12 protein-coding genes are annotated in these 15,167 nt (G+C 68.7%); 6 read left to right on the top strand and 6 right to left on the bottom strand.

All coding sequences use genetic code 11. From position 1 onward, the window contains the following. The first annotated feature begins 87 nt into the window (after positions 1-87). Positions 88-1,020, top strand: a complete 933-nt coding sequence (locus tag OG716_RS37440) for a hydroxymethylglutaryl-CoA lyase (protein ID WP_405134971.1) — start codon at positions 88-90, stop codon at positions 1,018-1,020. Between the two features lie 3 nt (positions 1,021-1,023). Here the strand turns inward: OG716_RS37440 and OG716_RS37435 are convergent, their stop codons facing one another. Beyond that, positions 1,024-1,278, bottom strand: coding sequence for a hypothetical protein (locus OG716_RS37435; protein WP_405134970.1), 255 nt, complete (start codon positions 1,276-1,278; stop codon positions 1,024-1,026). Between the two features lie 301 nt (positions 1,279-1,579). On the opposite strand from OG716_RS37435, the gene OG716_RS37430 reads away from it, so the two are divergent. Next, the gene (locus OG716_RS37430; protein WP_405134969.1) at positions 1,580-2,098 is read left to right on the top strand and encodes a hypothetical protein; all 519 of its coding nucleotides are present in this window, start codon (positions 1,580-1,582) and stop codon (positions 2,096-2,098) included. A 297-nt stretch (positions 2,099-2,395) separates the two neighbouring features. On the opposite strand, the gene OG716_RS37425 is transcribed toward OG716_RS37430, so the two are convergent. Beyond that, positions 2,396-3,523: an acyl-CoA dehydrogenase family protein gene (locus OG716_RS37425; RefSeq protein WP_405134968.1), complete on the bottom strand. Its 1,128-nt coding sequence runs from the start codon at positions 3,521-3,523 to the stop codon at positions 2,396-2,398. Positions 3,524-3,532: 9 nt separating this feature from the next. Then, a complete protein-coding gene (locus tag OG716_RS37420) occupies positions 3,533-4,702 on the bottom strand; it encodes an acyl-CoA dehydrogenase family protein (protein WP_355119036.1) in 1,170 nt (389 codons plus the stop codon). A gap of 220 nt (positions 4,703-4,922) precedes the next feature. Between OG716_RS37420 and OG716_RS37415 the strand changes: the two genes are divergently transcribed. Beyond that, positions 4,923-5,780, top strand: coding sequence for a hypothetical protein (locus tag OG716_RS37415; protein WP_405134967.1), 858 nt, complete (start codon positions 4,923-4,925; stop codon positions 5,778-5,780). A gap of 152 nt (positions 5,781-5,932) precedes the next feature. Here OG716_RS37415 and OG716_RS37410 read toward each other — a convergent pair whose 3' ends face one another. Continuing rightward, positions 5,933-7,744, bottom strand: coding sequence for a DEAD/DEAH box helicase (locus OG716_RS37410; protein WP_355119040.1), 1,812 nt, complete (start codon positions 7,742-7,744; stop codon positions 5,933-5,935). 254 nt (positions 7,745-7,998) lie between these two features. Here OG716_RS37410 and OG716_RS37405 point away from each other — a divergent pair, with 254 nt between their 5' ends. Together OG716_RS37405 and OG716_RS37400 are read left to right on the top strand one after the other, a co-directional pair. Next, positions 7,999-8,817, top strand: coding sequence for a carbon-nitrogen hydrolase family protein (locus tag OG716_RS37405; protein WP_405140190.1), 819 nt, complete (start codon positions 7,999-8,001; stop codon positions 8,815-8,817). Positions 8,818-9,159: 342 nt separating this feature from the next. Next, positions 9,160-9,801 carry a phosphoribosyltransferase gene (locus OG716_RS37400; RefSeq protein ID WP_405134966.1) on the top strand — a complete coding sequence of 214 codons (642 nt, stop codon included), beginning with the start codon at positions 9,160-9,162 and terminating at the stop codon, positions 9,799-9,801. Between the two features lie 83 nt (positions 9,802-9,884). On the opposite strand, the gene OG716_RS37395 is transcribed toward OG716_RS37400, so the two are convergent. Then, entirely contained in the window at positions 9,885-10,412 is a 528-nt protein-coding gene (locus OG716_RS37395; protein ID WP_405134965.1) for a gamma carbonic anhydrase family protein, read from the bottom strand. Between the two features lie 40 nt (positions 10,413-10,452). Next, positions 10,453-11,250 carry an alpha/beta hydrolase gene (locus OG716_RS37390; protein WP_405134964.1) on the bottom strand — a complete coding sequence of 266 codons (798 nt, stop codon included), beginning with the start codon at positions 11,248-11,250 and terminating at the stop codon, positions 10,453-10,455. 508 nt (positions 11,251-11,758) lie between these two features. Between OG716_RS37390 and OG716_RS37385 the strand changes: the two genes are divergently transcribed. Further along, positions 11,759-15,160: an AAA domain-containing protein gene (locus tag OG716_RS37385; protein WP_405134963.1), complete on the top strand. Its 3,402-nt coding sequence runs from the start codon at positions 11,759-11,761 to the stop codon at positions 15,158-15,160. Positions 15,161-15,167 lie beyond the last annotated feature (7 nt).

Raw genomic sequence — 15,167 nt, 5'->3', positions numbered from 1 at the left:
CGGAGCTCGCTCCCCAGGCCACACCGAAGCTCACTCCGGGTGCGGCCTCGGAGCCGGCCGCACTCTGACAGATCGGAAGGGGCTGTGATGACTGCGATGCTGCGGGACGTGACCCTGCGCGACGGCTTGCAGCTCACCGGGAAGATGCTGCCGACCGAGCGCAAGGTCGAGATCGTGCGCGAACTGCTGGCGCTGGGGGTGCCGGAGCTGGAGATCGGCTCCATGGCGCGGCCGGATCTGGTGCCGCCCATGGCCAATACGCTCGAACTGGTGGCCGCGCTGACTCCCGAGGAGCTGCGGCGCTGCTGGGTGTGGGTGGCCACCCCGCGTCATGTGGAGAAGGCCGCGGCGGCGGGCGTGCGGAATTTCCAGTACTGCTTCTCGGTATCGGATGCGCACAACAAGGCCAATATCGGCCGCACCACCGAGGACAGCCTGACCGCCATGCCCGCCGCCATCGGTTTCGCGCAGGCGGTGGGCGGGCGCATTCAGCTCTGCCTGGCAACAACTTTCACCTGCCCGTTCGAGGGGCCGATCGATCCGCAGCGGGTACTGGCCATCGCCCGCGATCCGCGCACCGAGGGCGCCGCCGATATAGTGCTGGCCGACACCCTCGGCCAGGCGCATCCGGGTCAGGTATCAGCGCTGGTGACAGCCGTTGTGGCCGAAGGTCGCTGGGGCACGGCGGAGCACCGGATCGTCTTCCACGGTCACGACACCTGGGGCATGGGCGTGGCGAATTCGCTGGCCGCGCTGACCGCCGGTGCGAATGTGGTCGACGGATCGCTCGGCGGATTGGGCGGTTGTCCGTTCGCCCCCGGCGCGTCCGGAAATACCTCCAGTGAGGATCTGCTGTTCGCCACTCGCCCGGAATGGTTCACACCGGATGCACTGGCCACATTGGTGCCGATTTCCGAACGCCTGCTGGCCGAACTCGGGGAACCGAATCGGTCGCGCACAGTCGAGGGCAGCCGCTCCGAAGCAGTCGCTTTCGAATGGGTTATTCGCAGGAGGCCCTGAGGCTCAGCGATTGTCGTGGGACATACCGTCCGCACGCAGCTTGAGCAGAATCAGGCCCGCCGTGCAGGCGAGAATCAAACCGGCGACCGCGATTTCGACACGTAGACCAGCGATCCCGAGTACGGCACCGGTGACTCCGCCCAGGAAGATCAACCAGGCGGCAGTGCGGGCCAGAATTGCCGACGACCGCAGCGACTGCGTCGCCGGCTCCCCGGACTGCGCGACGGCGCGCAGTGGGGATGTCGAGAATGCACCCATCATCCACTCCTCGATGACGCCCACCGAGTTCGGCGAACAACAGCGCGTCTCTCGGCAAATTTCGGGCGTCTCACGTGTAACTTTGGACACACATTACGGCTCGGCAACAAAATGTCCACGCGACACGTGCGCGCAACACGCGCACTTTACTGATTCGATATCTGAATTACTGCTGTTTGAGATGTAATTGTGCCTTGCGGAATCCGCTGTGCCGCTCCAGATCCAACCGGCCGCCCGCCTGGCCCCGCGCCCCCTCCTCCGTTAGGGTGAGCCCACTCGAGACGAAACAGGAGTGCCCTTAATGGACGGCAGCAACGCCGGCGCGGACAAGCGCGGCGACACTCCGCGGCGGCGGATACCCGCCCCCGTGGCCGGTGCCGCAGCCGCCGTCGGTGCGGTGTCGCTCGGCCTGGTACTGATCGGCGCGTGCGGCCTGGGCAACCAGGACGTGTACGTCGCGCCCCCCGCGTTGAACGCGGATCTGCAAGCCGCACCGGAGACTTCGCGATCCGGCACCACCACTCCCGTGGTGATCATCCCGCCCTCCCCCACCTGGCGAGTGGCCACCGAGCAGTCCCCCCGGCACTCCGCCCCGCCGTCCGTGACCACCGACCCGGACGACCCGGGCGCCGACCCGTCGGCCCCCAGCACCTCCCGCACCACGACCACCCGGTCCACGACCACCACCACGCGCCGGACCACGACCACCACCGAACCCGCCGCTCCCACAACGGAATCCACGCGGGGCACCACCGAACCCGCCATCGCGGCCGTGCCCACCACCGACCGCCCCGACGATCAGGCCTCCGGCGGCCAGTAGCGGAATCAGTCACCCCCTCACCCCGGCGCGGTCACCCCCTCACCCCGGCGCGGTCACCCCCTCACCCCGGCGCGGTCACCCCCTCACCCCGGCGCGGTCACCCCCTCACCCCGGCGCGGTCACCCCGTCATCCCGGCGCGCTTTTGGCCGGGATTCACCAGACCTGTTGGCACGCTTCCGGTGTGGATCCCGGCCAAAAACATGCCGGGATGACGGGAGCGCCTCACACATACGCTCCGGAAATAGCTCGCGCCCCATCCCAGAGCTGGGGCGGGGCGCGAAACTTGTTGGTACGGCTCAGAACTCGACAAGGGTGTAGTCGGCTACGCGGGCGGTGAGCACGCGCAGGTGTTCCAGATCGCCGCCCAGGGTGCGGGCGATGGCGGTGAGGCGGGCCACGTAGTGGCTCACCGGGTACTCGGTGGTGATACCGATACCGCCGTGCATCTGGATCGCCTCCTGGCCGATATGGCGGGCCGACCGGCCGACCTGCAGCCGGGCGCGGGCGGCGACCACCGGATCGGTGACATCGTCCACCAGCGCGGCACTGGCGTACAGGCTCATACTGCGCGCCAGTTCCAGGGAGACATACATATTCGCCGCACGCTGGCTGAGGGTCTGGAACTTCGACAGCGTGACGCCGAACTGCTTGCGGGTCTTCAGATATTCGGTGGTGAGGCGCAGCGCCTCCTCCATCGCGCCGAGCGATTCGGCACAGAGCGCGGCCTGCGCCTGCGCGGTCACCACGGCAACGGCGGCCGCGGCGTCGGCATTCTCGCCGAGCAGTTCCGCAGCGGCGGAGGTCAATTCGACCTGCGCGCCGCGGCGTCCGTCGAAGGTGCGGAACGGCTTGCGCACCACACCTTCCGCATCGGCCGCGACCAAGAAGAGCCCGAGCCCGCCACCGGGCAGCTGCGCGCTGACCACGAACTCGTCGGCGCAATCACCGTGCGGGACCGGATTCTTCACGCCGGTCAGCGCGTAACCGCCACCCTGCGGAACCGCCGTGGTGGCGAGTTCCGCTGCGGGCCAGCGGGTTCCGGGCTCCTCGTTCGCGAAGGCCAGCAGCCTGGTACCGGCCACCAGTTCGGGCAGCACCCGCTGCTTCTGCGCGGCGGTGCCGGCGGCCACGAGCAGCCCGCCCGGCACCAGTACGGCATCCAGAATCGGTTCGGGCGCCAGGCGGCGGCCGACCTCCTCCAGTACGACCATGACCTCCACGGGCCCGGCGCCGACGCCGCCGTCCTCCTCACTGAAGGCCAGTCCCAGCACGCCGAGTTCGGCGAGCTGATTCCAGACATCGCGATTCCAGCCGAGTTCGGTATCGGTGACCTTCAGCCGGGTCTCCGGGTCGTAGGCACGGCCGAGCAGATCGCGGACCGTGTCCCGCAGCATGACCTGTTCATCGGTGAGTTCGAAATCCATGGCGGCAGCTCACAATCCGAGGATGGTGGAGGCGATGATGGTGCGCTGCACCTCGCTCGAGCCTCCGTAAATGGTGGTCTTGCGGTAATTCAGATAGGCGGGGCCACTGCGCTGCGCCCAATCCGGCGAGGCGATGTCCTCGGCCTGCACCGGCAGGGCGTCCGGACCCGCGACGTCCAGCAGCAGTTCGGTGGCCGCCTGCTGCAGCTCCGAACCCTTCAGCTTCAGCACCGAGGAGGCCGGATTCGGCTTACCGTCGTTCGGCTGCGACACCACCCGCGCGAGGGTGAGCTCCAGTGCCAGCAGCTCGTTCTCCAGCTCCGCGATGCGCGCCGCGAACACCGGATCCTCCAGCAGCGTGCCCGCGCCCGACCTGGTCTGCGCCGCATACTCTTTCGCCACACCGAGCTTGACCTTGGTGCGACCGACACCGGTGATACCGGTGCGCTCGTTGCCGAGCAGGAACTTGGCGTAGGTCCAGCCCATGTTCTCCTCGCCGACCAGCTGATCGGCGGGCACCCGGACGTTCTCGAAGAAGACCTCGTTGACCTCGTGATGCCCGTCGATGAGCTTGATCGGGCGCACGGTCACACCGGGCGACTTCACATCGAAGAGCAGCATCGAGATGCCGGCCTGCTTCTTGACGGTCGGATCGGTGCGCACCAGGCAGAAGATCCAGTCGGCGTACTGCGCCAGCGTGGTCCAGATCTTCTGGCCGTTGACGATGTAGGAGTCGCCGTCGCGGACCGCGGTGGTACGCAGCGAGGCCAGGTCCGAGCCCGCGTCCGGCTCGGAAAAGCCCTGGCACCACCAGATGTCGAGATTCGCGGTCGGCGGCAGGAAGCGCGCCTTGAGCTCCTCGGAGCCGAACTGCGCGATCACGGGGCCGATCATCTGGGCATTGAAGGTGAGCGGCTCCACGACGGACGCCAGCTGCATCTCGTCTTCCCAGATGTGCAGCTGCATGGGTGTCCAGTCACGGCCACCCCACTGGGCGGGCCACTTGGGCGTGGCGTAGCCGTGCGCGTTGAGGATCTGGTGCGTGGTGACGATGTCCTCGCGGGAGAGTTCGCGGCCGTACTTCACGCGGTCGCGGATCTCCGCCGGGATCTCGGTCCGGTAGAACTCGCGCAGTTCGTCCCGGAATTTCACCTCGTCAGGTGACAGGGCAAGTTTCATCGCATCTCCCAGCGTCGCTGTCTTATCGACTCCAAACCTACCCCCCGGTAATACGAGACCTGTCGGCTGGATCACAGTGACGCGCCGCCTCGCCCGACGGCTCACAGCGAGAGCTGGTACGTTGCCGAGAAGATCCGGCGTGCTCGTGCCGCATTTCACGGCGAAAGCAACAGCCGGACATCGATTCCGGTATCCGAGAGAGTTCGCAGGAGCAGCACGAGTGAACGGCAGGACCCTTTCCCGGCGGGCCGCATCGGCCGCGGCCATCGCCGCCACGGCGGTTCTCGGCGCGACCGGCGCGGCCGGCGCGGAGCCCGCCGCATCCCCGATCGATACCGCGATCGCGCATCTCACGGATGCGGCCGGGCCGGATCAAGACGCCCTGGCCGCGGTGAACACCACCGCCAAGGCCGCTGAGCTGATCTCCGCCGCCAAGCTGGCCAATATCGCCTTCGCGCCCTTCGGCTATCAGGCGCCCACCCTCGGCTGCGGTTTCAATATGCCGTTCACCATGACGGTCGCCTCGGCCGAATCCGGTGAGTCCGGTCCCGACCGCGGCATCGCCGGCCCGCCCGGGACACTGCGCTTCCAGGCCACCCCCGGCACCGTCGGCATGCCGCTGGCCTCCGGGCTGAGTGTTGCCTGGCTGAATGTGGCCAATGGCCGCAGCGGCATCAACGCGCTCGACGATCAGACCGATTACAACCTGCCGGCGCTGTCCAAGACCATCGACTCCGGACCGGGCACCGTCATCGCCTCGCTGTGGGGCAGCGTCGACTACCCCGGCTCGCGCTGCGTGGTACTGCCCACCGTGGGCCTGTTCACCGTCGCCGACCTGCCCAAGGATCCGCCGGCGGCGAGCGTGCCGACCACGCAGCCGAATGCGGTAGCGCCGCAACCCGGTGCGGCGGCTCCCCAGCCGGGGACCGGCCAGCCCGCGACCACCGCGCCGAGCGCTCCGGCCGCCCAGCCGAATATGCCCGACGTCCCCGCCGATGTTCCGGCCACACAGCCGAATCCCCCGGCCACCCAACCCAATTCCCCGGCCGTGGTCGGATCCAGCAGCGATACCAACTGACCTGAAAAGCAGACTCGCGCCCAGGCTCGGAAGCCTGGGCGCGAGTGTTCAGCCCGGATCACGCGCCGAGCGCGGCCGGAACACGTTCACGCCCTGATCCACTCACCCGCGCCGGTGCGCAGGTGCGGCGGAAACGGCAGGGCGCGCGGCGATTACGAGCGGGGCTTGCGGCGGGTGGCGTCCGGGCGCTTGAACTCACGGTCCACCGGGCGGCGCGGGGCGCGGCTCATGGCACGCGGCCCGGGCGCACCCGAATCCAGCTGGAGCTGAATGAGCTGACCGCTGATTCTCGTGCGGCTCAAGGCATTCAGGGTCTCCTGCGAGAGATCGGCAGGCAGCTCGACCAGGCTGTGGTCGGGGCGAATGCTGATATGACCGAAGTCGCTGCGGCGCAGGCCGCCCTCATTGGCAATGGCACCCACGATCGCGCCGGGAGCCACCTTGTGGCGCTTACCGACCTCGATGCGATAGGTGACCAGCTCCGCGCCGGTATTGCGGTGCAGGCTGGGCCCGCCCTCACGGGGACGGCGCTCACGCGGCTCGCGATCGTTGAACGAACGCTCACCACGCTCGGCCCGCTCGCGGCGCGGGGCCGGCTCCGGATCGGGCTCCATGAAGAAGTTGTTGCCGTCGTACGAGCCGATCGCCAGCGCGGCCGCGATATCCACCAGCGGGATATTGTGCTCGCGCTCGTAATCCTCGATCAGCTTGCGGAACAGCGGCAGGTTCGACGAGGCGAGATTCTCGGTGATGGTGTCACCGAACTTCGTGACACGCTGCGCGTTCACGTCGTCCACACTCGGCAGCTGCATCTCGGTGATCGGCTGGCGGGTGGCACGCTCGATCGCGTCCAGTAAACGCCGCTCGCGCGGGGCGACGAACAGCAGCGCCTCACCGGAGCGGCCCGCGCGGCCGGTGCGGCCGATGCGGTGCACATACGACTCGGTGTCGTGCGGAATGTCGTAGTTGACGACATGCGAAATGCGGTCCACGTCCAGGCCGCGCGCGGCGACATCGGTGGCGACCAGGATGTCGATCTGGCCGTTCTTGAGCTGGCCGATGGTGCGCTCACGCTGGGTCTGCGCGATATCGCCATTGATGGCGGCGGCGGAATACCCACGGGCACGCAGCTTTTCGGCGAGCTCCTCGGTGGCCTGCTTGGTGCGCACGAAGATGATGATGGCCTCGAAGGCCTCGACCTCGAGGATGCGGGTCAGCGCGTCCAGCTTGCGCTGGTACGACACCGAGACATACCGCTGACTGATGGTGGGGCTGGTCGAGGTCTTGGTCTTGACCGTGATCTCGACCGGATCGTGCAGGTACTGCTTGGAGATCTTGCGGATCACCGGCGGCATGGTCGCCGAGAACAGCGCGACCTGCTTCGTGTCGGGCGTGTCGCGCAGGATGCGCTCCACGTCCTCCTGGAAGCCCATCTTCAGCATCTCATCGGCCTCGTCGAGGACCAGGTACTGCAACTCCGTCAGATCGAGGGTGCCGCGCTCCAGGTGGTCGATGACGCGGCCCGGCGTGCCGACCACGACATGCGCGCCACGGCGCAGTCCGGACAGCTGCACGGCATAGTTCTGGCCGCCGTAGATGGGCAGTACGTTCAGACCCGGAATATGGGTGGCGTACCGGCCGAAGGCCTCCGCGACCTGTATGGCCAGTTCGCGCGTCGGCGCCAGCACCAGCGCCTTGGGCGCCTTGCCGGCCATGTTCAGACCCATCAGGATCGGGATGGCGAAGGCTGCGGTCTTACCGGTGCCGGTCTGCGCGAGACCCACCACGTCCTTGCCGGCCAGCAGCGGCGGAATCGTCGCAGCCTGAATAGGCGACGGCGATTCGTAGCCGACATCGGCGATGGCCCGCAATACGCGGTCATCGATACCGAGATCAGCGAAGGACGGGCCGTTCGCGTCCCTCTCGTCGTCAGTGGGAACGCTGTCGGCCGGTGAGGTACTCATTGACCAGGAGTTTACTGCCTTGCCCTGGTCGGTCCGACCATCGGGTGAATAGGCTGGAACTCGTGCAACCGGACAACCCGCCCTCGGCGCTCGCCGCGACCCCCGTTCTTCCGGCATCCGGGCTCGGCCAGGCCGAACCCGTCCCGGTCCGCAATTACGTAACCGGCACGGCCGCAACGACAGAACCAGGCAGTTCGGGGGCAACGACGATCACCGTTCACGAACCTGCCGCCGAGCCGGAACTCGCCGTCGGCGTGGCGGACGGCGGGGTCGTCGACATCGCCGTCGTGCAGTTCTCGCCCGGCACCGACACCGTGGCCAATCTCACGACACTGCGCGAAGAGGTACGGGCCGCGGCGGCGCTCGGGGCACAGGTGGTGATCGCCCCCGAGTACGCCATGTTCTCGGTGCTGCACCTGGACGAACGCGCCATTCCCGCCGCCGAACCCCTCACCGGGCCGTTCGTGAACGGATTGCGCGGAATCGCAGCCGAATTCGGGGTGCACCTGGTGGCCGGTGTGATCGAAACGCCCGGCGGCGACCGGCCCGCCGACCGCGTCTACAACACCCTCGTCGCGGCGTCCCCGGATGCCGAATTCGCGGCGGTCTATCGCAAAGTTCATCTCTACGACGCCTTCGCCTCCCGCGAATCCGATGTGGTGCTGTCCGGACCGCTCGACCAATCCCCGGCCTTCACGGTCAACGGGGTGGTCTTCGGTATGCAGACCTGCTTCGACCTGCGCTTCCCCGAAGGCATTCGGCGCATCGCGGCTGCCGGAGCGCACGTCCTGCTGCTGCCCGCGCAATGGATTCCGGGCCCCGGCAAGGTCGATCAGTGGACCACCCTGCTGCGGGCCCGGGCCATCGAGAACACCATCTACGTCGCCGCCGCCGACCAGGCCGCACCCCGCGGGTCCGGCGCCTCCATGGTCATCGCCCCCACCGGCGCCATCCTCGGCGAACTCGGCGACCAGCCCGGCATAGCCACCGCCCGCATCGACCTCGAGCACCTCCACGAAGTCCGCACCACCAACCCGAGCCTCTCGCTCCGCCGGTACACCATCAGCGAATAGCCCACCCATCGACCAGGACTGATGGCGGCGACGGCTCGCACAATGCCGCCACCAATTCCTGATGACCGGGATCGCCCGGTTCACGCTCGCGACACGCGGATCTGTGCCAGCCTTCGGCGGGCCTTGCCCGGCTCACGATCACAGGTCACGAACCAGCGCCACCCTCGGCTGACGCGGCCCTGCCCGGCTCACGATCACGGGTCACGAACCAGCGCCACTCTCGGCTGACGCGGCCTTGCCCGGCTCACGATCACGGGTCACGAACCAGCGCCACCCACCATTGAGGTGGCATTTGTCCTGTTCGGTGAGGCAGTGCCGGGGTGCGAACTAGACTGGGCAGCAATGATCTATCCCGATCGGGGGGCTGCAGGCCGGGCGCTGGGTGAGGTGCTCGGGTACCTGCGCGGGGCGGATCCGCTGGTGCTGGGACTGCCTCGGGGCGGGGTGCCGGTGGCGGTGGCGATTCGGGAGGTGATCGGCGGGGATCTCGATGTGCTGCTGGTGCGCAAGCTCGGGGTGCCGTGGCAGCCGGAGCTGGCCATGGGGGCCATCGGGGAGGACGGGGTGCGGGTGCTCAATGTCGACGTGGTGCAGCACACCGGTGTCACACCGGAGCAGTTCGCCGATATCGAAGACCTGGAGCGGGTCGAACTCGAGCGGCGCCGCCAGGTGCTGCGCGCCGAAGCCCCCATTCCGCTGAAGGACCGCACCGTGGTGATCGCCGATGACGGCATGGCCACCGGCGCGACCGTCGCCGTCGCCTGCGAAGTCGCCCGCATGCACGAGCCACGCCGCGTGGTGGTCGCGGTGCCCGTCTCCTCCGCCGAAGCGCTGCACCGTATTCGGGCCCTCGCCGACGAAGTCGTCTGCCCCCTCGTCCCCCGCTCCCTGGGCGGAGTCGGCGCCGTCTACCGCGACTTCCACCAGCTCACCGACGACGAAGTCGTCCACCTCCTGCACCCCGCCACGCCACCCCAGAACTGACCGTTCGCCGAGCGGGCTCTCACGGTGGCGACCCACCCCGCACAACGCCACCACCAGAGCCCGCTCGGCGAAAGCAGCCCGCGTCACTGAACTTCGGTGATGCCCTTGCGGTGTCGTTGAGCCAACTCGGCGTAGTAAGAGGGGTTGATTTTCACCCACATCTCGGCGGGTGTGCCCTCGATGGGACGCTTGACCTGAGCGGGGGATCCGGCGGCGAGTACGCCGTCCGGGATCTGTGCGCCCGGCGGGACCAGCGAGTGGGCGGCAATCATGGTGCCGCTGCCGATCTTCGCCATATCCAGGACCGTACTGCCGTTGCCCACAATGGATTCCGCGCCGAGCGTCGCACCGTGGAATACCACCGCGTGCGCGATGGTCGAGCCCGCGCCGATCTCGACCGGAACGTCCTCCGGTACGTGAATCACCGCATTGTCCTGCACATTCGCGCGCTCGCGAATAATGATCGGGGCCAGATCCGCACGCAGCACCGCGCCGTACCAGATCGACGCTCCCGCCTCGACCCGCACATCCCCGATGAGCGTCGCGGTGGCCGCGATGAACGCCGTCGGATCGACCGTGGGCCGCTTGCCTTCGAATTCATAAAGTGGCACGCCCTACACCGTAAGCGCCGCCCGCCCCGGCGGATCGAGATCACCGGCCGGCAACCGCACGAATCCACTCGGCGATATCCGCAGTGACCTCGGCCTGCACCGGCTCGTGCAACAAATCGTGCCCCGCGTTCTCATACTCCCGAAACCCGGCCGCCACCCGCCCCGCCCACTCCCGCACCGGCCCCACCGGAGTCCGCCGATCATCCACCCCGTGCACACACAACACCGGAATCCCCTCCGGCAGAACCGGTTCGCGCCCGCCCTCGACGCCGCGGCCCGGCGCCGTCGAAATACTTTCGCCGCGTGCGGGATTCGACGCGTCTCCATGAATGGCCGATGGCTGCGGGCGCGTACCGGCCACGCTGCCACCGGATCGTGCGGCAGCGGGACCGAAACCACCGGGCGCCGTGGCCGCGGTACCGCGGGCCGACTTCGGGGGTTGGCCTGCGAGAACAGCTTTGGGGGTGCCGCAGAGGATCAGGCCTGTGCAGGGCGGGGTGGGGTCGGCGATGATTGCCGCCAGAGCGGTGGCCGCACCCAGGGAGTGGCCCATGAGAAAGAGCGGGGGCGGAGAAGGGACGAGAGCGACGAAGGTCAGTGCGTCAGCCGCCAGTTCGGGGAGAGTGCCGGGGCGCTCGGGATCACCTTCGCTGAGGCCGTGGCCGGACGTGTCGAGGGTCCAGAGTTCGATCCCGGCGGGAGCGAGGGCTCGGGCGAACCGATGATAGTGGCCGCTGTGCTGGCCGGTCCCGGGCAGCAGCACGAGGGTCGCCGCCGGGCGAGCGAACGACCAGCGGCGGTAGTGCAGCCGCCCGCGGGCGCCCTCGAAATACGGCATCCGGCGATTATCGCAAGTCCCGGAAGACCACGGATCGGCGCAGCGCAACGCAGTTCAGCGACACGGCACGAACGCCGGCGGCGGCGGAACGGAGCCAGTTCAGCGCCATCGCACGAGCGGCGGAGGGCAATGTAGTTCGTGGCGTCACACGAACGCCGGAGCGGTGTCTCCAAGGTGGTGAATACGCGCACTGCGATCGGGCGAATCGTCGCGGTGTGCGGCGCGGGTGGAGATTCGGCGGGTGTGTCGACACGCCGGTTCGGGGGTAGGGGGTTCCGGGCTCCGAGCGGAGCGCGCGGGATCGGGGCGGGCGAGTCGCGTTGTGTCCCAACATCGCCCGCAGAGCTGGGGTGACGTGCGGGTGGGGTGGGGTGTGCGGGGGCGGCGCGCGAAGGTGACCTGGCGACACACCTCCGTACAGCGAGTCACTACGCTGTTGCGCGACTCGGCACGCAATGGCGCGCGTCCGGGTCGCGGGTGTCGGCGGAGAGACACAGGAGGGCCGCGATTGATTCTGTTCGGTGATCGTGTCGTGTGCAGCACCGGTGACCTGGTGTCGGCGGCGCGTTGTGAGTTCGCGCTACTGCGCGCGGTCGACGCCGAACTGGGGCTGGTGACGTCGATCGAATACCCGGCGCCCGGTGTACTGGCGCATGCCTGTGATCCGGCGGTGGAGTATCGGCTCGCGGACCTGCGCGACCGGTTCGGCACGGGCGTGGTGCGGGTGCGGGTGCGGGATCGGGCCGATCCGGCGGCGACCACCGCGGCGCTGCACGCCGCGCACGAGCAGACCTTCACCGCCCTGCGCGCGAATGCCGACGCGGTCGCGGGAGCCGTCGCCTTCGACGGAGTCTTCGCCACCCGCTGCGATTTCCTGGTGCGCGACAATGCCCCCGACACCCACGACTACCTGCCCGCCGCCGTCGCCACCCGGCACACCCGCCTGCCCGCGCTGCTCACCCTGGCCGCGATCGCGGATGCGCTGCGCGACAATGGCTTCCGGCCCGCCACCCACGCCAGGCTATGGCTGGACGGTATCGCGACCACACATTCGCTCGCCGATATCGCCGTCGTCCACCGGGCCCGCCGCGACCGCCTGAACCACATTCTGGAAGCCAAGCTCGGTGAGCTGCTGCCCGTGCAGTGGGGCGACCGCCGCTTCCTCGCCTGCGGCCACTGCCGTGCCTGTACCGCCGAACTGGAATCGCGCCGCGATCTGCTGCTGGTCGCCGGTATGCGCGCCACCACCCGCGCCCAGCTCCGGGACGCCGGCATCACCACCGTGGACCGCCTGGCCGCCGCCGATGCCACCGTGTCCGGTGTTCCCACACCGGCTTTCACCGCCCTGCGCCGGCAGGCCGAACTGCAGCTGGAGCGCGAGCACACCGGCCATCCCGCGCACACCCTCATCGATGCCGGCGCGCTGGCCGCCCTCCCCCAGCCCAGCCGCGGCGATCTGTTCGTCGGTGTCAGCGCACCCGGCCGGATCGAGGTGTGGTCGAACTGGTCCGCAGATGGCGTGCACGCCTTCACCATTCGAGGTGAGTGTACGAGCGCCACCGGCGATAGCGCTGCGGCACAGGATGTCCCGTCCTGGGACGACGATGCCGACGCCCTGCTGGACTTCCTCACCGAACGCCAGTGGGAACATCCCGATCTGCGCATCCACCACTACCGCGGCGAATTGCGACCCCTGCTCAGCGCGATCGGCGAACGCTACCCCGACGGCGAAGACGTAGTGGCCGAACTACTTCCGGCCCTGGTCGACCTCTACCCCATCGTGCGCGCCGCCATGATCGTCGGCGAACGCTCCTACGACGTCCGCCAGCTCCCCCCGAACCGCGCCGCCGGTATGGACACTGTCACCGCGGGTGATCCGGACACGCCGTACGCGAGCTACCTCGAAGGCCGGGCGAACACCCTCGCAGACCACACCGCGCATGGACCGGCCGACGCGGATACCGGCCCGGGAGCTGTGCTGCGACTGCGGAATTGGCTGGCGGAGCTGGCGCAGGAGCACGGCGTGCAGCCCGCGCGGCGAATGTCGTACGACTACTGGGAGACCGGCCCCGACGAGGTGGAGGCGGCGCTGCGGGAGTTCGCCGACACCGGCTATCGCGATGGGCGAGAACGCACTTCGGCGCAGGTGACGGCGGCGTTCACCGCGGCCGCGCTGGGTTATCACCGCCGGGAGCGGCAGCCGCTGCGGTGGGCACACGATGATCGCCTCGATCACCCGGTCGAGGAGTGGGCGGATGCCGCGGGCGTCCTGGTCGCCGACTGGGGCACGGTGGATACCGACTGGCACAGCACCGGTCAGCGCCCCATGCGCCGATACCTCACACTCACCGGCAGACTCGGCACCGGTAATGCGCCGCCGCCGGGCACCCGGGTACTCACGCTGTACGACCGTCCCGTCTCCGGTATGACCGCCATGCCGGGTCGTCGCGCCGCCGCGCACGCCACCGTACTCGGCTGCTCCCTGGACACCAATTTCGAGGACGTGGTCCGAGTGGTGGAGCTGCTGCCCGAGACCTGTGAGCCCTACGATCAGCTGCCCACCGCCATCGTGCCCTGCCCGCCCGGCCGGAACGAGCACCTGGAGGAGAACCTCGAGGATATTGCGCACCAGTTGCTGGTGACGCTGCCCGAGGTACCCGAGACCGCGGTCTTCGACCTGCTCGGCGGCCGCCCGCCACGACTGCGCGAGGGCAAGGCGCTGCCGGAGGTGTTCGGTGACCATGCCGCCGCGGTCACGGCCGCCATTCTCGAATTGCAGAATTCGTATGTGGCGGTGCAGGGCCCGCCCGGCACCGGCAAGACCGATACCACCGCCCGCGTGGTGGAAAGGCTGGTGACGCGGTATCGGTGGCGGGTCGGGGTGGTCGCGCGCTCGCACCGCGCGGTCGAACACGTACTGGATGCCGTAGTGCAGGCTGGCGTGCTCCCGGAGCTGGTCGCCAAGGCCGATACCCAATCGGTGGCGCCGGAGTGGCTGCCCATCGACGCCACGAAGTACGGCCGCTTCCTCGACAATGCCGTCAATGGTGGTGTGGTGGGCGGACTTCCGAACGATTTCGCCGATCCGGAACGAATCCCCCGAGACAGCCTGGATCTGCTGGTGATCGCCGATGCCGGGAAATTCCCGCTGGCCGATGCCGTCGCGGTCGCCGTCTGCGCCCGGAACCTGCTGCTGATAGGCGATCCCGCACCGGGCGCCGGGCAGGGCATGCATCCGGCGCCGGTCGACGATTCGGCGCTGGGCCGGCTGGTCGGCGCGCACCGGACCCTGCCCGCCGTCTTCGGCTACTTCCTGGACCGCACCTGGCGCATGCATCCGCGCATGTGCGGCCCGGTCTCGCGGCTGCGCTACGACAATCGCCTGCGCTCCAATGAAACCGTCACGCTGGCAAGAGATCTCGAAGGCATCGCTCCCGGCGTGCGCACCGTGACCGTCGAACATCACGGCAACAGCACCGAATCCGCCGAAGAGGCCCGCGAAATCGTCCGCCAGGTCCGCAGTCTGCTCGGCCTGCCGTGGCAGACCGGCGCGGTCACCCGGCCCCTGCATCCGCACGACATTCTGGTGGTCGCCCCGTATCACGCCCAGGTCGCGCGCATCCGAACTCTATTGTCCCGCGCCAGGATCGAAGACGTTCTGGTCGGCACGGCCGATCATTTCCAGGGACGCGAGGCCGCCGTCGTCCTGGTCTCGATGACCACCTCGGCCCCCAAGGATGCCCCGCACGGTATCGGCACTCTGCTCTCGCGGCACTGGCTGACCAGCGCCATCTCCCGCGCCATGTGGTCGGCGGTAATCGTCCGCTCACCGCTGCTCACCGAGTATCTGCCCACGACAACAGCGGAACTCTCCGACCTGGCCGCGGTCCTGCAACTCGACCGCGTCTGAACCGAAA

The organism is Nocardia sp. NBC_01388, from assembly GCF_045040085.1.
GTDB lineage: Bacteria > Actinomycetota > Actinomycetes > Mycobacteriales > Mycobacteriaceae > Nocardia.
Note: the sequence above shows the minus strand (reverse complement) of the source record. Positions and strands in the feature narration are given on the sequence as shown.

Bases quoted from the DNA above. Each gene is read 5' to 3' on its own strand.
- OG716_RS37440 (WP_405134971.1), top strand. From the start codon at position 88: ATGACTGCGATGCTGCGGGACGTGACCCTGCGCGACGGCTTGCAGCTC.
- OG716_RS37435 (WP_405134970.1), bottom strand. From the start codon at position 1,278: ATGGGTGCATTCTCGACATCCCCACTGCGCGCCGTCGCGCAGTCCGGG.
- OG716_RS37430 (WP_405134969.1), top strand. From the start codon at position 1,580: ATGGACGGCAGCAACGCCGGCGCGGACAAGCGCGGCGACACTCCGCGG.
- OG716_RS37425 (WP_405134968.1), bottom strand. From the start codon at position 3,523: ATGGATTTCGAACTCACCGATGAACAGGTCATGCTGCGGGACACGGTC.
- OG716_RS37420 (WP_355119036.1), bottom strand. From the start codon at position 4,702: ATGAAACTTGCCCTGTCACCTGACGAGGTGAAATTCCGGGACGAACTG.
- OG716_RS37410 (WP_355119040.1), bottom strand. From the start codon at position 7,744: ATGAGTACCTCACCGGCCGACAGCGTTCCCACTGACGACGAGAGGGAC.
- OG716_RS37400 (WP_405134966.1), top strand. From the start codon at position 9,160: ATGATCTATCCCGATCGGGGGGCTGCAGGCCGGGCGCTGGGTGAGGTG.
- OG716_RS37390 (WP_405134964.1), bottom strand. From the start codon at position 11,250: ATGCCGTATTTCGAGGGCGCCCGCGGGCGGCTGCACTACCGCCGCTGG.